This window comes from Variovorax sp. GW821-FHT09B05 (genome assembly GCF_059418265.1).
The window spans coordinates 205,108-227,768 of record NZ_JBWKPN010000007.1 but is presented as its reverse complement, the minus strand read 5'-3'; the positions used below and the strand labels follow the sequence as shown (position 1 = coordinate 227,768).

Below are 22,661 nucleotides of genomic sequence, written 5' to 3'. Positions count from 1 at the left end.
TGCGAAAGCCGCAAAAGATCGGAATGCCGGAGTGCCCAGGCTATAGCCGAGAGAAAGTAGACTCGGGTGGCCGCCAACTTTTGAGGAAACCGCAAATGATCGACCTGGTCAGCCTGAAGGATTTCCTGGTCCTGTGCCAGACGCGCAGCTTCAGCCGCGCCGCCGAGCGCTGCCATGTGTCGGTGTCGGGGCTGAGCCGGCGCATCCAGGGCCTCGAGCAGTGGATCGGCGCGCCGCTGTTCGACCGGCGCACCGCGGCGCTCGAGCTCACGCAGCCCGGCGAGCGGCTGCAGGCGATCTCCTCCGAGGTGGTCTATGCGCTGGAAGGGCTGCGCAAGTCGATCAAGGCCGATGGCGAGGACCGCCAGCAGCGCATCCGCTTCGCGGCGCCGCACATCATGTCGGCCGTGTTCTTCCCCGACTGGGTGCCGCGGCTGCACAACGACTTCCGGAGCGCCAAGTTCAGCGTCAGCTCCGACAACCTGCCCGAGTGCTTCGGGATGCTGGCCGAGGGCTCGGCCGACTACGTGGTCGCGCTGTTCGACGAGGCCGGCGCGGTGGCCGCGCGCGCGGGCTCGGCCTGCGAGGCGGGCGACTGCCTGGTGCTGGAACTGGGGCGCGAACGGCTGGTGCCGGTGAGCGCGCCCAATGCGGCGGGCGGGCCGCTGTTCGACCTGCGCGATCCCGGCGGCGCGCCCGTTTCCTTCCTCGGCTATGCCGAGGAATGCCACCTCGGCTGGTCACTGGCGCCGCTGCTCGAGCGCCATGGCGAACTGCGGCTGCAGCGCCACCACGAGGCCAGCCTGACCGACGGGCTGCGCTTCATGGCGCTGTCGCGGCTGGGCGTGGCCTGGCTGCCGCAGGCGCTGGTGCGCGAGGACCTCGATGCCGGGCGCCTCGTGCGGGCCGGCGGCCCTTCGCTCGAGGTGCCGCTGCGCTTCATGCTGATGCGCCGGCGCGCGCCGCTGGCCGAGCAGGCCGAGCGGCTGTGGCGCCATCTGGGCGAACTGGTGCGGGCCGAAGCGCCCGCACGGGGCGAGCCGGTGCTCGAGGGCGTGGCTTAGGCGCCGGCATCGGGCAGCAGCAGGTCGCGCTGCGCCTGAGCGGTCTGCTGCAGGAACTCCCAGGTCGCCTTCATGCGCGCGAGGTGCTTGGTCTCGGCCGGCATCGACATCCAGAAGGTGCGCGTGAAGTTCGCCTGGCCCGCGAGCACCGGCTGCAGGCTGCCGTCGCCCTCGGCCAGGAAGGCCGGCAGCACCGCGATGCCCGCGCCCGCGGCCACCGCGCGGTGCTGCGCCAGCACGCTGGTGCTGCGCAGCGCGAAGCTGTCGGGGCGGTGCAGTTCGTCGAGGTACTGCAGCTCCTTGCTGAACAGCAGGTCGTCGACATAGCTGATGAAGGTGTGGCCGCGCAGGTCCTCGCGCGTGGCGATCGGCTTGTGCGCCGCGAGGTAGGGCTTCGAGGCGTAGAGGCGCAGCGTGTAGTCGCTGAGCTTGGTGACCAGCACCGGCCCGCGCGCCGGCCGCTCGAGCGAGATCACGATGTCGGCCTCGCGCCGCGACAGGTGCACCAGCCGCGGCATCGCCAGCAGGTCGATGGTCAGCCGCGGATGCTGGCGCGCGAACAGCGCGAGCTGCGGCGCCAGCACCGCGGTGCCGAAGCCCTCGGTGGCGCCGATGCGCACCAGCCCCGACAGCCCTTCCTGCGAGGCCGGGGCCGTGCTCTCCACCGCGAGGAAGGCGCCTTCCATCGCCTCCACCTGCGGCTGCAGCCGCCGGCCGGCCTCGGTGAGCCGATGGCCGCCGGCCTCGCGCGCGAACAGCGGCGCGCCCACCTCCTTCTCGAGCGCCTGGATGCGCCGCGCCACCGTCGTGTGGTCGACCTCGAGCCGGCGCGCCGCGCTCATCAGCGTGCCCGAGCGCGCGAGTTCGAGAAAGAAGCGAAGGTTGTCCCAGTCCATGTGTTCCTCCGGGCGGCGCCGTCGTGCGGGCGATCTGCATTTATGCAAAACCCTGGCGCAATTTTGTCTATTGTCATAGCAAAACTGCAAAGCTACGATGCCCGCTGTTCCGCCGCCTTCGGCACCGCATTCACAGGAGACAAGCACATGGACGCCAGCACCCAGCCCTCGACCCAGATCGCCACCGTCAAGCTCTTGATCGGCGGCAAGTTCGTCGAGTCGAAGACCACCGAATGGCGCGACATCGTCAACCCGGCCACGCAGCAGGTGCTGGCCCGCGTGCCCTTCGCCACGCAGGATGAACTCGACGCCGCCGTCGCCTCGGCCAAGGACGCCTTCAAGACCTGGCGCAAGACCCCGCTCGGCGCGCGCGCCCGCATCTTCCTCAAGTACCAGCAGTTGATCCGCGAGAACATGGCCGAGCTGGCCGCGATCCTCACGGCCGAGCAGGGCAAGACCCTGCCCGATGCCGAGGGCGACGTGTTCCGCGGCCTCGAGGTGGTCGAGCACGCCTCGAACATCGGCAACCTGCAGCTCGGCGAGCTGGCCAACAACGTGGCCAACGGCGTCGACACCTACACCCTGCTGCAGCCGCTGGGCGTGTGCGCGGGCATCACGCCGTTCAACTTCCCGGCCATGATTCCGCTGTGGATGTTCCCGATGGCCATCGTCACCGGCAACACCTTCGTGCTCAAGCCCTCCGAGCAGGACCCGATGGTCACGATGCGCCTGTGCGAGCTCGCGCTCGAGGCCGGCATCCCGGCCGGCGTGCTCAACGTGGTCCATGGCGGCGAGGCCGTGGTCAACGGCATCTGCGACCACAAGGACATCAAGGCGATCAGCTTCGTCGGCTCGACCAAGGTCGGCACCCACGTCTACAACCGCGCCACCCTGGCCGGCAAGCGCGTGCAATGCATGATGGGCGCGAAGAACCACGCCATCGTGATGCCCGACGCCAACAAGGAACAGACGCTCAACGCGCTGGCCGGCGCGAGCTTCGGCGCCGCGGGCCAACGCTGCATGGCGGTGTCGGTGGCGGTGCTGGTGGGCGACGCGCGCAAGTGGGTGCCCGAGCTGATCGAGAAGGCCAAGACCCTGAAGATCGGTGCCGGCACCGAGAAGGGCGTGGACGTGGGCCCGCTGGTCTCGTGCGCGGCGCACGACCGCGTCAGCAGCCTGATCGAACGCGGCCTGGCCGACGGCGCCGAACTCGTGCTCGACGGCCGCAAGCCCAGCGTGCCCGGCTACGAGAAGGGCAACTTCGTCGGCCCGACGATCTTCACCGGCGTGAAGCCCGGCATGACCATCTATGACCAGGAGATCTTCGGACCGGTGCTGTGCGTGGCCGATGCCGAGACCATCGACGAGGCCATCGAGCTGATCAACAGCAACCCGAACGGCAACGGCACCGCGATCTTCACGCAGTCGGGCGCCGCGGCGCGCCGCTTCCAGGAAGACATCGACGTGGGCCAGGTCGGCATCAACGTGCCGATCCCGGTGCCGGTCCCGATGTTCTCGTTCACCGGTTCGCGCGCCTCCAAGCTCGGCGACCTGGGCCCGTACGGCAAGCAGGTCATCATGTTCTACACGCAGACCAAGACCGTGACGGCACGCTGGTTCGACGACAGCACCGTCTCGCACGGCGTCAACACCACCATCAGCCTCAAGTGAGGAAGCGCCTTCGCGTCGCGGCCTGGGGCGCGGTGGCGACGCTCGCGCTACTCGCCGGCGGCGCGCGGGCGGCCGCCGACGCCGGCGCGGACGACTGCGATCCCAACGGGAACCAGCAGCAGATGAACGCCTGCGCGGCGCGCGATTTCCGCGCCGCCGATGCGGCGCTCAACATCCGCTATGGCGAGGTGATGAAGACGCTGTCGCCGCAGATGCGCACCGCGCTGCGCAACGAGCAGCGCGCCTGGCTCAAGGGCCGCGACCCGGCCTGCAAGCGCGCCTCGAAGGCCAACGAGGGCGGCTCGATGTGGCCGCTGGTATTCAATTCATGCCTGGAGAAATCGACCCGGAAACGGACCGCCGAACTGGATCGCTGGAAGGGTCGCGAACAATGAACTTCGAACTGTCCGAAGAGCAGAACGCCTTTGCGCAGACCGCGCGCGATTTCGCGCAGGCCGAATTCGCGCCCCATGCGGCGCAGTGGGACGCCGAGGCCTTCTTTCCGAAGGAGGCCATCGCCAAGGCCGGCGAGCTGGGCTTCTGCGGCCTCTACGCGCCCGAGCGCATCGGCGGCCTCGGCCTGCCGCGGCTCGATGCGGCGCTGGTGTTCGAGGAGATGGCCGCGGTCGACCCGTCGACCACGGCCTTCATCACCATTCACAACATGGCGACCTGGATGCTCGGCACCTGGGCCACCGATGCGGTGGCCGAGCAATGGGGCGAGGACCTCACGAGCGGGCGCAAGCTGGCCTCGTACTGCCTCACCGAGCCGGGCGCCGGCTCGGACGCGGGCTCGCTCAAGACGCGCGCCGAGCTGCAGGGCGCCGAGTACGTGATCAACGGCGGCAAGGCCTTCATCTCGGGCGCCGGTTCCACCGACGTGCTGGTGCTGATGGCGCGCACCGGCGGCGCGGGCGCCAGCGGCATCTCGGCCTTCGCGGTGCCGGCCGATGCGCCCGGCGTGAGCTACGGCAAGAAGGAACACAAGATGGGCTGGAACAGCCAGCCCACGCGCACCATCAGTTTCGACAACGTGCGCATCCCGGCCGCAAACCTGCTGGGCAAGGAAGGCGAGGGCTTCCGCATCGCGATGAAGGGGCTCGACGGCGGGCGCATCAACATCGCGACCTGCTCGGTGGGCGCGGCGCAGGGCGCGCTCGACGCGGCGCGCCGCTACCTGCACGAACGCCAGCAGTTCGGCAAGCCGATTGCCAGCTTCCAGGCGCTGCAGTTCAAGCTGGCCGACATGGCGACCGAGCTGGTGGCCGCGCGCCAGATGGTGCGCCTGGCCGCGAGCAAGCTCGATGCCGGCCATGCCGACGCCAGCACCTATTGCGCGATGGCCAAGCGCTTCGCGACCGATGCGGGCTTCAATGTCTGCAACGACGCGCTGCAACTGCACGGCGGCTACGGCTACCTCAGCGAGTTCCCGCTCGAGCGGCTGGTGCGCGACACCCGCGTGCACCAGATCCTCGAGGGCACCAACGAGATCATGCGCGTGATCGTTGCGCGAAAATTGCTGGAAGGGGACAGCGATATCCGCTGACGCCCCGTATCCGGAACCCCTCAAGACAATGACCGACTCCGTAGTTCTCTTCGACGAAATCAAGACCGCCGGCGGCCAGCGCTTCGGCGTCGCCACGCTCAACGCACCCGCCTCGCTCAACGCGCTGTCAGTGGACATGGTGCGCCTGCTCACGCCCCAGCTGCGCAAATGGGCGAAGGACGACGGCATCGTCGGCGTGCTGCTGCAGGCCGCGGGCGAGAAGGCCTTCTGCGCGGGCGGCGACCTGCGCCAGCTCTACCAGACGCTGCTCGAATGCGGCCCCGAGCGCAACACCTACGCCGAGGACTTCTTCCGCGAGGAGTACGAGCTCGACCACCTGATCCACACCTTCCCGAAGCCCTTCCTCTGCTGGGGCCACGGCATCGTGATGGGCGGCGGCGTGGGCCTGATGTCGGGCTGCTCGCACCGCGTGGTGACGGCGCAGAGCCGCATCGCCATGCCCGAGATCAGCATCGGCCTGTACCCCGACGTGGGCGGCAGCTGGTTCCTGCGCCGCACGCCGGGCCGCACCGGCCTGTTCCTCGCGCTCACGGCCGCGAACCTCAACGCCGCCGACGCGATCTTCTGCGGCCTGGCCGACGTGCTGGTGCCGCAGGAGCACAAGGGCCAGGTGCTCGAGGCCATCGCCGCCGCGAACTGGGCCGGCGAGGGCAAGGCCGACCGCGCCACGCTGTCGCGCATCCTGGCCAAGGCCGGCGCGGGCGCCGAACTGCCGGCCTCGAAGGTGCGCGAGCACTACGACACCATCAATGCGCTGATGGCCGGCGACGACCTGCTCGACATCGCGCAGCGCTTGCGCGGGCTGCAGAGCGACGACGCCTGGCTGCAGAGCGCTGCCAAGACCTTCATGAAGGGCGCGCCGAGCTCGGCCGCGCTGAGCTTCGAGCTCTGGCAGCGCGTGCACCGCATGTCGCTGGCCGAGGTGTTCCGCCTCGAGTACTGGGCCTCGCTGGGCTTCTGCGCGCACAAGGACTTCGCCGAGGGCATCCGCGCGGTGCTGATCGACAAGGACCGCAACCCCCAGTGGTCGCCCGCGAGCATCGAGGAAATCACCCAGGCTTTCATCGACGACCACCTGCGCCCGCGCGGCGAGATGCCGGCGGAGCTGGCATCGCTGGTCTGATTCCATCCAGACGACAGACACACACAGACAGACAACGGAGACGACACATGAAGATCGCATTCATCGGCCTCGGCAACATGGGCGGCCCGATGGCCCTCAACCTGCTCAAGGCCGGCCACACGCTCAGCGCCTTCGACCTCTCGGCCGACGCCTGCCAGAAGTTCGCGGGCGAGGGCCTGCCGATCGCGAAGTCGGCGGCCGACAGCGTGGCCGACGCCGAGGTCGTGATCAGCATGCTGCCGGCCAGCGCGCACGTCGAGGGCCTGTTCCTCGGCGGCGCGGGCAAGCCCGGGCTGCTCGAGAGCATCCAGGCCGGTGCGCTCGTGATCGACAGCAGCACCATCGCCGCCGCCACCTCGCGCAAGGTGGCCGAGGCGGCTGCCGCCAAGGGCATCGCGATGATCGATGCGCCGGTGTCGGGCGGCACGGGCGGTGCCATCGCGGGCACGCTGACCTTCATGGTCGGCGGCGAGACGAAGGACCTCGAGCGCGCGCGGCCGGTGCTCGAGAAGATGGGCGCCAACATCTTCCACGCCGGCGCCGCGGGCGCGGGCCAGACCGCCAAGATCTGCAACAACATGCTGCTCGGCATCCTGATGATCGGCACCTCGGAGGCGCTCGCGCTCGGCGTGGCCAACGGGCTCGATCCCAAGGTGCTGTCGGAGATCATGCGCCGCAGCTCGGGCGGCAACTGGGCACTCGAGAAGTACAACCCGATGCCCGGCGTGATGGAGGCCGCGCCGGCCTCGAAGAACTACGCGGGCGGTTTCGGCACCGACCTGATGCTCAAGGACCTGGGCCTGGCGCAGGAGAACGCGACCGCGGTGCGCGCCTCGACGCCGCTGGGCGGCATCGCGCGCAACCTCTATGCCGCGCATAGCCTCGCGGGGCATGGCGCGCTCGATTTCTCGAGCGTGCTGAAGCTGTTCCAGAAGCCCTGAGCGGGCGCGGCTCGATGACGGACAGCGGCCTCAGTGCCGCTGTTTGCGCTTGTGGGCGGTCTTCTCGGCTTTCTCGAAGGCTTCGTCGCTGGGCGCGCCCTCGCTGCCCGGCTTGCGCATGTGCTCGCCGCTGCCGTGCTTGATGCGCTCCTGCTTGGCGTGGATGTTGGCGTAGAGACCCTTGGTCTTTCGGGTTGGCATCGCTGGCTCCTTGCTTCGGGACCGCCAGCGTGGCGACCGTGCATGGGCCGCCCGGCGCGCGCAGGCCGCGTCGCGGCGTAGGACATGTCGTGCGGCGCGTGGTTGCCGCAGCCGGGCGCGGGGCTTTTGCGCGCGTCGTCAGAATGGGGGCATGCCCCACGTCACTTCAGTCACTTCACGTTTCCCGCATCGCCTGCCGTACCGCGCATCCGCGAGCCTGCTGCTCGCCGCCTTCATCGCGGGCTGCGCCGCGCCGCCCGCGCGCACGCAGACCCAGCCCGCACCCGCCGCGCCACGCACCGCCACGCCTGCGCCCGCCGCACCGGTCGCACCCGCCGTCGACGATGCCCGCATCCAGCAGGACTTCGAACGCTGGGTCGCGCAGTTCCGCACCCAGGCGCGCGCCGCCGGCATCGACGAAGCCACCTTGCACAGCGCCTTCGACGGCGCGAGCTACCTGCCGCAGGTGGTGGAGCGCGATCGCAGCCAGGCCGAGTTCGTGCGCGCGGTCTGGGACTACCTCGACACGGCGGTATCGGCCCAGCGCGTGACGCGCGGCCAGGAGCGGCTGCAGGCGCTGCGGCCCCAGCTCGATGCGGTGGCCGCGCGCTATGGCGTGCCGGGCGAGATCGTGGTCGCGATCTGGGGCATGGAGAGCAACTACGGCGCCAACTACGGCGACATCTCGACCATCGACGCGCTCGCCACGCTGGGCTTCGAGGGCCGGCGCGCCGGCTGGGCGCGCGAGCAGCTGATGGCGGCGCTCAAGATCCTGCAGCGCGGCGACATCCCGCGCGACCGCATGATCGGCTCCTGGGCCGGTGCGATGGGCCAGACGCAGTTCCTGCCGACCGTGTTCCTCGCGCATGCGGTCGATGCCGACGGCGACGGCCGGCGCGACATCTGGGACAGCATGGCCGACGTCACGGCCTCGACCGCGAACTTCCTCCAGCACTCGGGCTGGCAGGCCGGCCAGCCCTGGGGCGTGGAGGTGCGGCTGCCGCCGGGTTTCGACCTCGCGCGCGCCGACGGGCAGCAACGCCAGTCCGCGAGCCAATGGGCCGCCGAGGGCGTGCGCGCCATGGACGAGGGCACGCCGCTGCCCGCGCTGGCCGATGCCTCGATCCTGCTGCCGGCCGGCGCGCGCGGGCCGGCCTTCCTGGTCGGGCCGAACTTCCGCACCATCCTGCGCTACAACAACGCGACCAGCTATGCGCTGGGCGTGGGCCTGCTGGCGCAGCGCCTCGCGGGCGGGCCCGGCGTGCGCGCCGACTGGCCGCGCGACCTGCAGCCGCTGTCGCGCGCCGAGACGATCGCGCTGCAGCAGGCGCTCAATGCGCGCGGCTTCGGCGCGGGCACGGCCGACGGGCTGCTCGGTCCGGCCACGCGCGATGCGATCCGGCGCTGGCAGCGCAGCGTGGGCGAGCCGGCCGACGGCTATCCGACCGTGCAGCTGCTGCAGCGCCTCGCCACGCCCTAGCGCTCATTCGCGCTCATTCGTCGGAGGTCGCGAGCGTGGCCTTCTGGCGCCGCGTCGCGCCCGCGCGCCACAGCGTGAGCTCGACCGCATCCCCGGGCTGCAGGCGCTCGAGCACGGTCAGCACGTCGTCGGCGCTGCTGACGGCCGCGCCGTCGATCGCGGTGATCACGTCGCCCGGCACGATGCCGCGCTCGCCGCGCGCGAAGGCACGCAGGCCCGCGCGCGCGGCCGGGCTGTCGGGCTGCACGCGCAGGATCGCCACGCCGCGCGGCAGGTCGAGCGCGCTGTTGAGTTCCTTGGGCGCGTAGGTCAGGCCCAGCGCGGGCCGCACGAAGCGGCCGTCGCGGATCAGCCGCGGCACGATGCGATTGACCTCGTCCACGGGGATCGAGAAGCCGATGCCCGCGCTCGCGCCCGAGGGGCTGAAGATGGCGGTGTTGACCCCGATCAGCCGGCCCGCCGAATCGAGCAGCGGGCCGCCCGAGTTGCCGGGGTTGATCGCGGCATCGGTCTGGATCGCGCCGCGGATGGTGCGCCGGTTGACCGAATCGATCTCGCGGTTGAGCGCGCTCACGATGCCGGTGGTCAGCGTCTGGTCGAGCCCGAAGGGATTGCCGATGGCGTAGACCTTCTGGCCCACCTGCAGGTCGGCGCTGGTGCCCAGCGGCAGCGGCCGCAGCTTGGCCGCGGGCGCGTCGATGCGCAGCACCGCGAGGTCGCGGTCGGGGAACACGCCCACCAGCTGCGCGCGGTAGCTGCTCTGGTCGGCCAGCGTCACGCGCGCGGCGGCCGCGTTCTGGATCACGTGGTAGTTGGTGACGACGTGGCCCTGCGTGTCCCAGACGAAGCCGGTGCCCGTGCCCTGCGGCACCTGCTGCACGTTGAGCGAGAACAGGCCGCGCTCCAGCCCGATCGAGGTGATGTTGACCACCGCGGGCGAGGCGGCCTTGAACACGGCGATGTTGTTCTGCTCGTCGGCCCCGAGCGCGCCGCGCGCGGCGATCGGGCGCGGCGCGGCCTCGGCGCGCGGCTGGGCATGGCCGGTGAGGGCGAGCAGGGTGGTCAGCAGGAGCGGGAGGAGGAAGAGGGTTCGCATGGCGCGGTGGGCATTGAACGGGAGCGGGGCGGACTTTAGCGGGCCGCGGTGACCGGCGATGGATTGCGATCCTCGCGGCGGCGTTCGGTTCTGCGCGCGGCGCGATTTTTCCGGCGCGCCCGGCTGGCGCTCGTCCGACGCGGCCCCACCGGGTGGGGCGCCAATAATCGCGCCATGCTGTCGTTCCTTCGCTCCCGTTGCCTGGCCGCCCTGGCCCTCGGCCTTTCGCTCTCGCTGCTGCTGGCTGCCGCGCCCGCCGCGGCCCAGGACCGCGCGCAGGCGCTGCTGCAGTTCGAGGGCGTGCCGGCGCGCTACCAGGCCGCCTACGCACCCGGCGCCGTGGCGCGCGGCGCGAAGCAGCAGCTCGATCCGGCCGACGAGGCCATCGCGGGCGGCGCGCTCAAGGCGCTCGATGCCGCCTCGGCCCATGCCTTCGACGCCCATGCCGCGCTGGCCGCGGTGCAGGCGGCCGTGGCGGCGGCCGGGCAGGGCGGCGCGGCGCCGTCGCCCGCGGCGCTGGGCGCGGTCGCGCACCTCGCGAAGGTCCGCGCCGACTATGGCGCGATGGACGACGCGGCGCGCGCCGACTTCATCAAGCGCCAGCAGGCCAACCCGCCGGGGCCGGCACGCACCGGGCTGCTCGATCGCATGGCGGTGGCCGAGCTGCGCGAGGTCGACTTCTCGAGCGAGCTGCTGATGAGCGCCGTGGTCAAGCAGCTGGCGCGCGGCAACGCGGCCCAGTTCACCTCGCTGCCCGAGGCCACGCTCGAGGGCGCCATCGACTCGCTGTGGTCGCGCGGCGTGACCTCGACGCGCCAGCGCAACCTGCTGACGGTCGCGCGCGAGCTCGAGCGGCAGCTCACGCTGGTCTGGCTGTCGGCGCTCGGCGACGAGGAGATCGCCGCGCTGGCCGCCTGGCGCGGCGATGCGCAGGCCGATGGCGAGCGCGAGGCGCTGGTCGGCAGCTACCGCGCCGAGGTCAAGGCCGGCGACACGCGCGCGATCCGCGCGGTGCTGCGCGCCTGGCCGCGATAGGCGGAAGGTATTCGGCGCGCGGGCGGAAAGCCTGGCGATTCGGCGCCGAATGTAGCTATTTGGGCGTCGTCGTCCGAAAGTTCCCGGCCATTGTTTCAATTTCGTGAACACCGTGATTCATTGGAGCAAGGGTTTTCCCTGGTTTGATGAGGCAAACTCCGCCTCACCCAAAAGAAGACCATCCAAAGGAAAGACACTCATGAAGACCTCGAACATCCTCGCTGCCGCCGCCCTGTCGCTGATCGCCGTTGCCGGCGCCCACGCGGAAACCTATGAAGGCGTGCATTCGGTGACCTCCGGGTACAGCCGCGCCGACGTGGCGCCCCAGGCCGCCGCCGCTGCGCGCGAAGGCAACATCTACGCCGACGGCGCGACCGCCAACCTGGCACCCGTCGTGGCCGGCAACACCGACCGCGCCGTGGTCCGTGGCGAAGCCGTGGCAGCCGCCCACGCTCCCGGCCAGAACCTGCGCCGCGAATCGTTCCCGGGCAGCGTGATCCCCGCGCAAGCCCGCACGCTGACGCGTCAAGCCGGCCTGTGAGGCCGGGCGGCGCAAGCCGCTTCCCGCTGAAGAGAACTGGTTAGAAAACCGGGCCACGCGACAAGCGTGGCCCGGTTTTTCGTTGGGGCGGACGTAAAGCAGCGAGAAAACGCGGCGCAGCTTGTAAGATAAGAATCATTCCCATCTTCCAACCGCGCGGGCCCGCACCCGTCCGTGACCGTGTCCCTCCCGCTCGCCGACCTTCCGCTGCAGACGCAGGTTGAAGCCCTGTACAGCCACCACCACGGCTGGCTGTGGCGCTGGCTGCAGCGCCGGCTCGGCGACGGCCACCGCGCCGCCGACCTCGCGCACGACGTGTTCGTGCGGCTGCTGGCGCGCGAGGAACTGCTGGCGATCCAGGAGCCGCGCGCCTTCCTCACGACCGTGGCGCAGCGCGTGCTGGCCAACCACTGGCGGCGCCAGCAGCTCGAGCAGGCCTATCTCGAGGCGCTGACCCTCGTGCCGGCCGAGCTGGCGCCTTCGCCCGAGGAGCGCGCGCTGCTGCTCGAGGCGCTCGCCGAGATCGACCGCCTGCTCGACGGCCTGCCGCTGGCCGTGAAGCGGGCCTTCCTGATGACGCGGCTCGACGGCCTGAACCATGCCGAGGTCGCGCAGGCGCTGGGCCTGTCCGTCACCACGGTCAAGCGCTACGTGCTCAAGGCCGCCATGCAGTGCTACTTCCCGGACGCGCTGCCGGCGGGCCGGTGAGCAGCCATCCGCCCTCCGGCATGGCCGAGCCGCCCGTCTCGGCCGAGGTCGCGCGCCGCGCGGTCGAGTGGATGCTCGAGCTGCAGGGCGAGCCCGCTTCCGCGCGCGTGCGCGACGAGTGGCGGCGCTGGCGCGCGGCGCATCCCGAGCACGAACGCGCCTGGCGCCGCATCGAGTCGGTCGACGCCGCCCTGGGCCCGCTGGCCGCGCCCGGCCATGCCGCGCTCGCGCGCGCCACGCTGGAAGCGGCCGCGCCGCTGCGCCGCCGCCAGGCGGTGCGCGCGCTGACCGCGCTGCTGTTCGCCGGCGGCGGCGCCTGGCTCGCCGCCGAGCAGACACCCTGGCGCGAATGGACCGCCGACCACCGCACCGGCACCGGCGAGCGCCGGCGCATCGTGCTCGACGACGGCACGGCGCTGGTGCTCAACAGCGGCAGCGCGGTCGACATCCGCTATGGCGCGGCCGAGCGGCGCATCCGCCTGATCGCGGGCGAGGTGCTGGTGACGAGCGCCAAGGACGCGGCCGCGCGCCCGCTGCTGGTCGAGACCGCGCATGGCGAGGCGCGCGCGCTGGGCACGATCTTTTCGGTGCGCCGGCTGCCCGAGGCCAGCCTGCTCGCGGTGTTCGAGGGCGCGGTCGCGCTGCGGCCGCGGCAGTCCGCCGGCGACACGCGCGTGCTGCAGGCCGGCGAGGCCACGCGCTTCACGGCCACCGGGGTCGATGCGCCGCATGCGCTCGAGACCGGCAGCGCGGCCTGGACCGAGGGCCTGATCGTGGCGCGCGGGATGCGGCTGGCCGACTTCCTGGCCGAGCTGAGCCGCCATGCCGCGCAGCCCATCCGCTGCGACCCGGCGATCGCGGGCCTGCGCATCTCCGGCACCTATCCGCTGGCCGACATCGACAAGGTGCTCGACACCCTGAGCGCCACCCTGTCGCTCGAGATCCAGACCGTCACGCGCTTCTGGGGCCTGCGTGCCACCGAGGTGCTGCTGGTGCCCCGGAGCAGGACGGCGCGCGCGCCGCAGCGTTGAAAAAAACGCGCGGGCGAAAAAAAAGTTGCCGCGACCTGGTCCGTTTCGCTTTCTCGCGGGACATGGAAGGTGAACAGCCATCTTCCATGGCCGCGAAAGGTCGAATTTCCATGAGTCAGACACAACAACGGGCGCCGCTGCGGCTTGCCCTCGGCCCGGTGGCGCTCGCCGCCGCACTGGCCCTCGGCGCCGTCGCGCCCCTGCCGGTCCGCGCCCAGGCCGCGGCGCCGGCCCACGGCTACGACATTCCCGCCGACACGCTGGAGAACGCGCTCAACCGCTTCGGCCGCGAGGCCGGCATCCTGCTGTCCTTTCCGACCGAGCTGACCGCCGGGCTGCGCAGCAACGGCCTGCGCGGCAGCTACACGGTGCAGGGCGGGCTCGACAGCCTGCTGGCCGGCAGCGGCCTGCAGGCGGCGCGCCAGCCCAACGGCAGCTTCATCCTGCAGCGGCGCGCTGCGGCGCCGCAGGCCGGCACCGGCAGCCTGCCGCCGGTGACCGTGACCGCCGGCACGCAGCCCGAGACCGCGAGCAGCCATGTCGAAGGCTATGTGGCCAGGCGCAGCGCCACCGGCACCAAGACCGACACGCCGCTGATCGAGACGCCGCAGTCGATCTCGGTCGTCACGGCCGATCGCGTCGCGGCCATGGGCGCCGCGCGCCTGCCCGACGCGCTGGCCTACACGCCCGGCGTGAAGGCCTTCGATGGCTACGACAGCCGCTACGACTGGCTCTCGCTGCGCGGCTTCGATGCCTACTCGCCGGGCTTCTACCTCGACGGCATGCAGATGCGCAACAACGCGGGCTACGCGGTCTGGCGCATGGAGAGCTACGGTGCCGAGCGCATCGAGGTGCTGCGCGGTCCCTCGTCGGTGCTCTACGGCCAGACCGGCCCGGGCGGCATGGTCAATGTCGTCAGCAAGCGGCCGACCGAGGAGCCGCTGCGCGAAGTGCAGGTGCAGGCCGGCAACCGCTCGCTCAAGCGCGTGGCGGCCGACTTCTCGGGGCCGCTCGATGCGCAGGGCCAGTGGCTCTACCGCCTCACGGCGATGTCGCAGGACAGCCAGACCCAGGTCGACCGCGTGGGCGACCGGCGCCAGTTCCTCGCGCCCTCGCTGACCTGGCGGCCCTCGGGCGACACCTCGCTGACGGTGCTGGCCCACTACGCGAGCATCCGCGCCGGCAATGCCTACGGTTTCCTGCCCGTGACCGGCACGCTGCTGAGCACGCCCTACGGCCGCATTCCCAGCTCGACCTTCGTCGGCGAGCCCGGCTTCGACCGCTACAACCAGGACCAGTGGGACCTCGGTTACCTGTTCGAGCACCGCTTCGACGACACCTGGACCGTGCGGCAGAACGCGCGCTACGGCCGCATCAAGACCGACTACCGCCAGATCTACGCCAACGGCTTCGTCACCAACGATCCCGACAACGTCTTCGATCCGTCGAACTTCCACACCATCAACCGCTCGCTGTTCGCCAGCAGCCCCGAGCGCGGCAAGACCTTCACGCTCGACAACCAGGTGCAGGCCAAGCTTCGTTCGGGCGACTGGCAGCACACCGTGCTGCTGGGCCTGGACTACCAGCGCAGCGTGTTCGACCAGGTGATGTACTTCGGCGAGGCGCCGCAGCTCGAGGTCTTCGCGCCGGTCTACGGGCAGCCGTTCTCGATGCCCGCGCCCAACACCGACTCGCGGGTGCGGCTGTCCCAGACCGGCATCTACCTGCAGGACCAGATCAAGTGGAACGAGCGCTGGGTCGCCACGCTCGGCGGCCGCTACGACCGCGCGCGCGTCGACACCGACAACCACCTCGATGAGAGCACGACGCGCCAGTCCGACCACAAGTTCACCGGTCGCGCGGGGCTGGTCTACCTCGCGCCCGGCGGTCTCGCGCCCTATGTGAGCTACTCGGAGTCGTTCTCGCCCTCGACCACCATCGATCCCGACACGCGCCAGCCCTTCAAGCCCGAGACCGGCAAGCAGTACGAAGTCGGCCTGCGCTACCAGCCCGTGGGCACGCGCGACAGCTACAGCGCGGCCGTGTTCGACCTGCGGCGGCAGAACATCGTGACCTTCGACCGCGACTTCGTGCCGCGCCAGACCGGCGAGGCGCGCGTGCGCGGGCTCGAACTCGAGGCGGCCTTCGAGCCGATGTCGCGCTTCAACGTCGTGCTGGCCTACAGCTGGACGCCGTCCGCCAAGGTCGTCAGCGACAGCAACCCCGACCGCATCGGCAAGCAGCTCGTGGGCACGCCGCGCAACCAGGTCTCGGCCTGGGCCGACTACCGCTTCGGCAACGGCGTGAAGGCCGGCCTGGGCGTGCGCTTCATGGGCTCGACGCACGGCGCCAACGGCACGGCGCCCGCGAAGATCCCGTCGTACACCGTGTTCGACGCGATGCTGGGCTACGACTTCGAGCACTGGGCGCTGGCGCTCAATGCGCGCAACCTCACCGATCGGATCTACCTCGGGCGCAACTGCGACGCCTACAGCTGCGGCTACGGAGAGCGGCGTTCGCTCGTGGCCACCGCCACCTACCGCTGGTAGCGCCGCGGGCTCGGCTATCGTCGGAGGATGTTCGCTCTTCGAGGGAGATCCTCCATGCCCCACCGTCTTTCGCTGCCCGTGCTTTCCATCGGCTGCGCCGTGCTCGCCCTCGGCGGCACGGCCTTCGCCGACACGCTCAAGAAGCCCGCCCTCGACCAGCTCGCCGCGCGCTGGCAGGCCGGCCAGACCGCCAGCGACTTCAATGCCTTCCTGGCCCAGGCCATGGCCGCGAACCCGGCCCACAAGGAACTGGCCACCGCCGTGTCCGCGTATGGCCGGCGCCAGCCGCTCGCGGGCGATGCACTGGTCGACATCGCGCGCCTGCTCGGCCTGTACAACCGGCTGCAGAACCAGCAGGCGGCGATCGCGAGCATCGGTGCCATGGTCGCGATCCCGACCGTGCGCAACGTGCAGGTGCCGCCGTACGAGAGCCCCGCGATCCTCGACTTCGGCCGGCTGGTCGAGAAGATGGCGAAGGACTTCGGCCTGGCCTGGCGCAACGTCGACAACCGCATCTTCGAGGTCAGCCTCCAGGGCCGCGGCAGCGAGGAGTTCGGCATCCTCACGCATGCCGACGTGGTGCCCGCCGTGCTGTCCGAATGGGTGCTCGACGACGGCACGAAGCTCGATCCCTTCACCATGACCCGCGTGGGCGACTTGCTCTACGGCCGCGGCACCATCGACGACAAGGGCTCGATCGCCGCCGTGCTCTATGCGATGAAGGCGGTCAAGGACAGCGGCCTGCCGCTCGAGCGCAGCATCCGCCTGATGATCGAGACCACCGAGGAGACTGGTGGCGACGCGATGCTCTACTACCGCAACAAGACTGCGCTGCCGGCCTACAACATCGTGCTCGACAGCAAGTACCCGGCGGTGGTGGCCGAGAAGGGCTCGGGCGCGCTCAAGGTGTTCTTCCCCGCGCAGCCCGCCGACCCCGCGGTCACCGCCATCGTCGCGATGGCCGGCGCCGCCTCGGCCAACGCGATCGCGCAGACCGCCACCGCCACGCTCAAGGGCGGTGACCTCGGCGCGGCCGCCGCGACTCTCGAGGCCGCGAAGGCCGGCTTCCTGCGCAAGTACGAGGCCCAGGGCGGCAAGTTCGCCATCGACATCGCGCGCGGCGTCGACAGCATCGAGCTCAAGGTGACCGGCGTCTCGGCCCACGGCTCGCGGCCCGAGGAGGGCGTGAACCCGGTGCCGCGCCTCGCGCTGTTCCTCAAGGAGTCGGGCCTGCCGCTCGCGCCCAACGGCTTTCGCCAGGCGGTCGACTACCTCGATGCGCTCTACGGCACCGGCTACCTCGGTGAGAAGCTGGGCCTGGGCTATGCCGACGATTTCATGGGCCCGCTGACCTTCTCGCCGAACCTGGTGCGCGCGGGCGCCGACGGCCGCGTCGAGGTCACGGTCAACGTGCGCATGCCGCGCGGCCGCACGCCCGACGAACTCAAGGCCCAGGTCACCGCGAAGGTGCAGGCCTGGGCCGATGCGGCCAAGGTCCCGCTCGAGCTCCAGTACGACCAGGGCAACTGGATGGCGCGCGACCCCAAGGGCGCCTGGCTCTCGACGCTGCTGAACATCTACGGCGACACCACCGGGCTGGAGGCCAAGCCCGTGCCCACGGCCGGCAGCACCACCGCCAAGCTGATGCCCAACGCGATCAACTTCGGCCCCGCGATGCCCGGCAAGAAGTACACCGCGCACAACGCCAAGGAATACAAGGAAGTGCCCGACCTCGACGCGGACATGCAGATGTTCACGGAGATGCTGGTGCGGATCGGCAATCTGCCGCAGATGCAGTAGCGGCAAAGCCCCGGAGCTCGACCAGCTCGTCGAGGATCGGGCACGCAGGCCGGTGGTCGCCCCGGCACAGCGCCGCGAGCCGTTCGAGTACGCGCTTCGTCGCCTGCAGTTCCTCGATGCGCGAATCGAGCGCTTCGGCGCGGCACAGCGTGAGGCGCTTGACCTCGGCGCTCGTGCGTTCCTCGTCGCGCCACAGCGCCACCAGCCGTTCGATCTCGTCCATGGCGAAGCCCAGCGCCAGCGCACGGCGCGCGAAGCGCAGCACGGCGACGTGGGCGTGCGTGTAGGGGGGCTCAGCCGCGCCGATCAGGCCGCGCGCCTCGCACTGGCGCAGCAGCCGTTGCGAAACGCCGGCGCGCGCGAGCGCGGCCTCGAGGTCGAACCGCGGCGCGGTGTCGGCGTGGACGGGCGATGGAAGGGTGCGAGGGGTCATGCGGCCTCCTGTGGAAGAGGCCCGAAGTCTTCGGTCTCGCACGGTGTCAAGGTCAAGCCGCGGCGCGGCTTTTCCTTGCGGCGCGTGGGCCTATCGCAGGCCGTGCGCCTGCAGCACCGTCTTGAGCCTGCGCACCTCGTGCTGCAGGTCGAGGATCAGCGCCGCGGCATCGAGGCCGACGCCGAAGTCGCGCTCGAGCCGCCGTGCCTCCAGCGCATGCTGCAGGTCGGCGCTCGAGAAGCGCCAGCGCTCGGGCTGCGCTTCCTCGGTCTCGATGCGCACGATGCCGACCTCGACCAGTTGCACGACCCAGGCGGTGTCGGCGCCGCAGGCATGCGCGAGTTCGCTCGCGGCCAGCGGATGCAGCTGGCCGACGGCGGTGGTGGTGATGGAAACGGTCGCCATCTCAGACTCCCAGGTGCTGGCGTGGGTTGAACGAGGCCGAGGCCTTCGCGAGCGCCTCGTAGGCGTTGCGCGCGGCCTCGCTGTCGGCGGGCGGCAGCGCGATGTCGAGCAGCAGGTAGAGGTCGCCGGGCGTCTTGCCCGCGAGGCCGCGGCCCTTGAGGCGCAGCTTGAGGCCGCTCTTGGCCTGCTTCGGCACCGTGACCTCGACCGCGCCGCCGCCGGGCAGCGGCACCTCGACCTGCGCGCCGAGCGCGGCCTCGGTGGGCGTGACCGGCAGGGTCATGTAGACGTCGCGCGCCTCGACGCGGTAGAGCTGGTGCGGCGCGATGCGCACCTCGAGGTAGAGGTCGCCGGCCGGCTCGCCGCCGTGGCCCGGCAGGCCCTGGCCCGCGAGGCGGATGAACTGGCCCGGGTGCACGCCGGGCGGGATCTTCACGCTCAGGGTGCGCGTTTCCCAGCGCGGCTGGCCCTGCGCGTCGAGCACCTGCGAGCGCAGGCTGATCTCGCGCTCGGCGCCGCCGATGGCGTCTTCCAGCGTGATCTCGATCGCGGCGTGGTGGTCCTCGCCGCGCGCGCGGAAGTTCTGCCGCGCGGCGCCGCGGCGCTCGGCCTCGCCGAACATCGAGGAGAAGAACTCGCTGAAGTCGGCATGGTCGGCCGGGCCCTGGCGCGGTCCGCGGTGGAACTCGAAGCCGGCGTCCCAGCCCGGCGGCGGCTGGAAGTCGCCGTCGGGGCGGCCGCCGCGCGCCACGCGGTCGGCCAGGGCGTCGTAGGCGGCGCGCTTCTCCTTGTCGCCGAGCACGTCCTTGGCTTCGTTGATGTCGCGCATGCGCTGCTCGGCGTCGGGCTCCTTGCTGACGTCGGGGTGGTACTTGCGCGCGAGCTTGCGGTAGGCCTTGCGCACCTCGTCGTCCGACGCGGTGCGCTCGATGCCCAGGGCGCTGTAGTAGTCCTTGAATTCCATGGTCTTGGTGTGGGGTGTGGGGACGGCTCGCGCGCGGCGCTCGGAGAACCCTAGGCCAGCGCGGCGTCGCCGTCGGCATGCCGCAGCAGCGGCGTCACGGCCCATGTGGGGCCGCTGCGGTCGAAACGCAATGGCTGCGCGTTGCCCAGCAGCCCGAGGTCGACCGGCACGCCCAGCAGCGCGGCCAGCGCATAGAGCGTGCCGCCGTGCGCCACCACCAGCACCGGCGCGGGCTGGGCCAGGGCCTCGGCCAGCGCGGCGCGCTTGCGCGCGACGAACTGGGCCAGGGTCTCGCCGCCCTCGGGCTCGCAGGCCCAGTCGATGTTGGCCGAGGAGGTGCCGATCAGCGCGCCGAAGTTGCGCTCGCGCAGCACGGCCTGCGCCGTGGGCACCAGCTTGAGCGCGCTGCCCACGGCGTGCGCGGTGTCGAAGGCGCGCCGCGCATCGGAGCAGACGATGGTGCGGATCGGCTCGCCCGCCAGCAGTTCGGCCGCGCGCGCGGCCTGCTGCAGGCCGAGTTCGCTCAGCGGCTCGTCGGTGGCCTGGAAGATGCGCTGCGCGTTGCGGCCGGTCTGGCCGTGGCGCAGAAAGTAGAAGTGGTCGCAGGCCGGCGCCAGCGGCTGGGCGGCGGCGAGGGCGATCAGCTGGTCGAGGCCCGAGGGCCGGTGGCCGGAGGCGGAAGGAGTGGCGGCAGTGGTTTGGGACATGGCGTCGATTCTGCGCAATCCATGTGTCGCAGCGGCGGGCTCGGGTTTGCTCGATCTCAGTAGGCGAACTGCAGCGGCCGTCCCTCGCGCTGCGCCTCGACGTCGGCGCGGTGGAAGGGCAGCGCGTGCCACTGCTTGGCCGCGAACAGCGGCAGCTGGTCGTAGGCGCGCGGCGAAGCGAGGTCGCTGCTCTGGCCGTAGGTCAGCAGGCCCTGCGCCACCGGCCCGCGCTCGTCGAAGCCCACCACCTGGATGTAGCTGCTGCCGTAGTTGACCTGGTAGCCCTTCGGATCGATCAGCGACTGGCCCTGCGACTCGAGCTTGTTGAGCACGCCCTCGAACTCGTCGCCGCCATGCAGCGCGATGCGCTGGCCGCGCACCTCGCGCGACTGCGGCACGCCCAGCGGCACGTCGGCCGCGAAGCCCGCGGTGCGCAGGATGCCGACCGCCTCGCCCAGGGCCTTGAAGACCGCGGCGCGGGTGGCGGGCGCGGCCATGTCGAGGCCGGCCGGCGTGGTCACCGGCTGCGCGGGATCGAAGGGCAGGCGCCAGACCTTCGGGATGTCCTTGGCCTTGCGCCAGAACTCGCGGAACAGCGCCGCGCCCTTCGCGTCGGCGTTGCTGGTGCGGTCCCAGGCCGCGAGCACGCGGCAGCCCAGCGCCTGGTCGACGTCGAGCGCGCCGCCGGCGGCCGCGCAGGCCGCCTGCAGGTCGTCCATCACCAGCAGGCCCGCGAGGTTGCGGTCGCGGAAGATCACGCTGCGCAGCTCGGCCGCGCCCATGCGGTTGCCGGGCAGGCCGTCGGCGCCCGCGAGCCGGCCCTCGATCTCGAGGATGCCGCTGCGCGTGCGCAGCCGCTGCGGCACGCCCACCGGCCCGACCAGCGGCGACACGCCCGCCATCGGCGCGATGCGCGGGTTGCTGAGCCAGTAGCTGTCGTTGCTGTTCTGCACCCAGTCGGGCGTGACCACGACCGGCATGCGCACGGGCGCGATGAGGCCCGGCGACGCGGCCGTGGCGTCGCGCTGCCAGGCGCAGGCGGCGCGCGAACCGTCGAGCACCGCGAGGCCGGCCGCATTGAGCAGCGCCGCCGCACCCGGCGAGGGCGCGCAGGCGCGCAGCTGCTCGGCCGAGACGTCGGGCACCACCGAGAGGTCGGCGTACATCGCGTTGCCGTCGCGGTCGGCCGCGATGGTGTTGATCCACGGCATGCCCTGGTTGCCCATCGCGGCGCGCAGCTCGGCCACGTTGCGTGCCTGCGCCATGCCCATCCAGGCCTCGGCCGAGCGCACGTTGAGCGTGTTGGCGTCGCGGATCGCATAGGCGCGCTGCGCGGTCCAGCCCAGGCCGGCCTTGGGCAGCGCGATCAGCGGGCCCCATTCGCTCTCGTAGAAGGTGTGCTGCAGCGCGGGCGCGCCCTCGCTCGCCGGCAGGGTCACGGTGCGCGCCGTCATGCGGCGGCGCTGGCCGTCGACGATGTAGACGGTCGGGTCGGCCGGATCGAGCTGCAGCTCGTAGAGCGTGAAGCGCTTGCCGGTCGACACGGTGTGGGTCCAGGCCACGTCCTTGTTGAAGCCGATCGCCACCACCGGGCTCAGGCCGCCGGTGGCGCCCATCACGTCGACGCGGCCGGGGATCGTCAGGTGCAGCTGCCAGAAGCGGTTGGTGCCGGTCCACGGGAAGTGCGGGTTGCCCAGCAGCAGGCCGCGGCCGTCGGGCGTGGCGTTGCGCCCGAAGGCCCAGCCGTTGGAGCCGAGCTCGCCGCCCTCGGGATTGGCGTTGAAGCTGTGGCGGCCGATCTCGGCCACGGCCTGGTCGAGCGGCACCGGCGCCGCGCCCGTGCGCGCGCCCGGCGCGGGCGGCACCGCCTCCAGCACCGCGCCCGCGAGCGCGCCCAGGCCGCCCTGGATCATCGATTGCTCGGTGGCGCGCGCCAGGTCGGCCGCGGTCATCGGCCGCACCCAGGGCTTGCCACGGCAGGCCGCGGGCAGGCCGTTGGGACCGGAGTCCTGCAGATAGCGGTTGTAGCCGGCCACGTAGCCGCGCATCATGGTCTGCACCTCGGTGCCGGTGGTGGCACCGGCGCGCGCGAGCGCGGCGTCGTCCATGTGGTAGCGCACGAACAGGTCGATCTGCGCGTTGGGCATCAGGCCCAGGCCGAAGGCGCCGCGCTCCTGCGCGCCGAAGAAGCGCGAACGCTCGCCGCGCATCGTCACCAGGTGCTCGGCGGTCTGGCAGACGTTGTCCTGCGCATGCGCGTAGGCGGCGCCGAAGGCCAGGCCTTCGTAGTCGGGCGCGGTGACGTGGGCGATGCCGTAGGTGGTGCGCTCGATCGTGACCGCGCGCCCCGAGGGCGGCGGGGCGCTGGCGCAGCCCGCGAGCAGCAGGGCGGCGGCGAGCAGGGAAAGGGGAAGGGTGGCTGCCTGTCTCTTGGTGTTGTGCATGGTGG

Annotated in this window: 21 protein-coding genes; 13 read left to right on the top strand and 8 right to left on the bottom strand. The window is 71.4% G+C overall.

The features are described from left to right. Positions 1–95 precede the first annotated feature (95 nt). On the top strand, positions 96–1,064 hold the full coding sequence (locus AC07RM_RS20005) for a LysR substrate-binding domain-containing protein (protein WP_495335621.1): 969 nt from the start codon (positions 96–98) through the stop codon (positions 1,062–1,064). Here the strand turns inward: AC07RM_RS20005 and AC07RM_RS20000 are convergent. Continuing rightward, positions 1,061–1,960 (bottom strand): LysR family transcriptional regulator, encoded by a 900-nt coding sequence (locus AC07RM_RS20000; RefSeq protein ID WP_208510961.1) that lies wholly within the window; start codon positions 1,958–1,960, stop codon positions 1,061–1,063. The genes AC07RM_RS20005 and AC07RM_RS20000 overlap by 4 nt on opposite strands. Before the next feature lie 147 nt (positions 1,961–2,107). Here AC07RM_RS20000 and AC07RM_RS19995 point away from each other — a divergent pair, with 147 nt between their 5' ends. Genes AC07RM_RS19995 through mmsB form a run of 5 tightly spaced genes read left to right on the top strand, consistent with a single transcriptional unit; the run spans position 2,108 to position 7,262 of the window. Further along, positions 2,108–3,631 carry a CoA-acylating methylmalonate-semialdehyde dehydrogenase gene (locus tag AC07RM_RS19995; RefSeq protein WP_208510962.1) on the top strand — a complete coding sequence of 508 codons (1,524 nt, stop codon included), beginning with the start codon at positions 2,108–2,110 and terminating at the stop codon, positions 3,629–3,631. Between the two features lie 32 nt (positions 3,632–3,663). After that, the gene (locus AC07RM_RS19990) at positions 3,664–4,026 is read left to right on the top strand and encodes a lysozyme inhibitor LprI family protein (RefSeq protein ID WP_256222620.1); all 363 of its coding nucleotides are present in this window, start codon (positions 3,664–3,666) and stop codon (positions 4,024–4,026) included. Beyond that, positions 4,023–5,177, top strand: coding sequence for an acyl-CoA dehydrogenase family protein (locus AC07RM_RS19985; RefSeq protein WP_495335620.1), 1,155 nt, complete (start codon positions 4,023–4,025; stop codon positions 5,175–5,177). Before AC07RM_RS19990 ends, AC07RM_RS19985 begins: the two co-directional genes overlap by 4 nt. Positions 5,178–5,205: 28 nt before the next feature. Beyond that, on the top strand, positions 5,206–6,321 hold the full coding sequence (locus AC07RM_RS19980) for an enoyl-CoA hydratase/isomerase family protein (protein ID WP_495335619.1): 1,116 nt from the start codon (positions 5,206–5,208) through the stop codon (positions 6,319–6,321). A 47-nt stretch (positions 6,322–6,368) separates the two neighbouring features. Further along, positions 6,369–7,262: a 3-hydroxyisobutyrate dehydrogenase gene (gene mmsB / locus AC07RM_RS19975; protein WP_203201580.1), complete on the top strand. Its 894-nt coding sequence runs from the start codon at positions 6,369–6,371 to the stop codon at positions 7,260–7,262. A gap of 30 nt (positions 7,263–7,292) precedes the next feature. Here the strand turns inward: mmsB and AC07RM_RS19970 are convergent, their stop codons facing one another. Continuing rightward, complete coding sequence (locus AC07RM_RS19970; RefSeq protein WP_172705438.1) at positions 7,293–7,463, bottom strand: hypothetical protein; 171 nt, start codon at positions 7,461–7,463, stop codon at positions 7,293–7,295. A 151-nt stretch (positions 7,464–7,614) separates the two neighbouring features. On the opposite strand from AC07RM_RS19970, the gene AC07RM_RS19965 reads away from it, so the two are divergent. Beyond that, positions 7,615–8,943, top strand: coding sequence for a lytic murein transglycosylase (locus AC07RM_RS19965; protein WP_495335618.1), 1,329 nt, complete (start codon positions 7,615–7,617; stop codon positions 8,941–8,943). 13 nt (positions 8,944–8,956) lie between these two features. Here the strand turns inward: AC07RM_RS19965 and AC07RM_RS19960 are convergent, their stop codons facing one another. Further along, on the bottom strand, positions 8,957–10,039 hold the full coding sequence (locus AC07RM_RS19960) for a S1C family serine protease (protein WP_495335617.1): 1,083 nt from the start codon (positions 10,037–10,039) through the stop codon (positions 8,957–8,959). A 174-nt stretch (positions 10,040–10,213) separates the two neighbouring features. Between AC07RM_RS19960 and AC07RM_RS19955 the strand changes: the two genes are divergently transcribed. The 6 genes from AC07RM_RS19955 (at position 10,214) to AC07RM_RS19930 (ending at position 17,703) form a co-directional block, all read left to right on the top strand. Further along, the gene (locus AC07RM_RS19955; protein ID WP_495335616.1) at positions 10,214–11,074 is read left to right on the top strand and encodes a hypothetical protein; all 861 of its coding nucleotides are present in this window, start codon (positions 10,214–10,216) and stop codon (positions 11,072–11,074) included. Between the two features lie 199 nt (positions 11,075–11,273). Beyond that, entirely contained in the window at positions 11,274–11,615 is a 342-nt protein-coding gene (locus tag AC07RM_RS19950) for a hypothetical protein (protein WP_057595065.1), read from the top strand. 180 nt (positions 11,616–11,795) lie between these two features. Beyond that, a complete protein-coding gene (locus AC07RM_RS19945; RefSeq protein ID WP_495335615.1) occupies positions 11,796–12,323 on the top strand; it encodes a sigma-70 family RNA polymerase sigma factor in 528 nt (175 codons plus the stop codon). A 20-nt stretch (positions 12,324–12,343) separates the two neighbouring features. Continuing rightward, positions 12,344–13,354 (top strand): FecR domain-containing protein, encoded by a 1,011-nt coding sequence (locus AC07RM_RS19940; protein WP_495335614.1) that lies wholly within the window; start codon positions 12,344–12,346, stop codon positions 13,352–13,354. A gap of 110 nt (positions 13,355–13,464) precedes the next feature. Further along, positions 13,465–15,903, top strand: coding sequence for a TonB-dependent siderophore receptor (locus tag AC07RM_RS19935; protein WP_495335613.1), 2,439 nt, complete (start codon positions 13,465–13,467; stop codon positions 15,901–15,903). Between the two features lie 54 nt (positions 15,904–15,957). Then, the gene (locus AC07RM_RS19930; protein ID WP_495335612.1) at positions 15,958–17,703 is read left to right on the top strand and encodes a dipeptidase; all 1,746 of its coding nucleotides are present in this window, start codon (positions 15,958–15,960) and stop codon (positions 17,701–17,703) included. Here AC07RM_RS19930 and AC07RM_RS19925 read toward each other — a convergent pair. The 5 genes from AC07RM_RS19925 to AC07RM_RS19905 all read right to left on the bottom strand — a co-directional run bounded on the left by AC07RM_RS19925 (position 17,657) and on the right by AC07RM_RS19905 (position 22,656). Then, positions 17,657–18,136, bottom strand: a complete 480-nt coding sequence (locus AC07RM_RS19925; protein ID WP_495335611.1) for a MerR family DNA-binding protein — start codon at positions 18,134–18,136, stop codon at positions 17,657–17,659. The genes AC07RM_RS19930 and AC07RM_RS19925 overlap by 47 nt on opposite strands. A gap of 90 nt (positions 18,137–18,226) precedes the next feature. Beyond that, entirely contained in the window at positions 18,227–18,541 is a 315-nt protein-coding gene (locus AC07RM_RS19920; RefSeq protein WP_057595067.1) for a chaperone modulator CbpM, read from the bottom strand. A 1-nt stretch (position 18,542) separates the two neighbouring features. After that, entirely contained in the window at positions 18,543–19,505 is a 963-nt protein-coding gene (locus AC07RM_RS19915) for a DnaJ C-terminal domain-containing protein (protein ID WP_495335610.1), read from the bottom strand. Between the two features lie 50 nt (positions 19,506–19,555). After that, complete coding sequence (locus AC07RM_RS19910) at positions 19,556–20,212, bottom strand: histidine phosphatase family protein (RefSeq protein ID WP_296782035.1); 657 nt, start codon at positions 20,210–20,212, stop codon at positions 19,556–19,558. A 56-nt stretch (positions 20,213–20,268) separates the two neighbouring features. Beyond that, complete coding sequence (locus AC07RM_RS19905) at positions 20,269–22,656, bottom strand: penicillin acylase family protein (protein ID WP_495335609.1); 2,388 nt, start codon at positions 22,654–22,656, stop codon at positions 20,269–20,271. Positions 22,657–22,661: the final 5 nt, after the last annotated feature.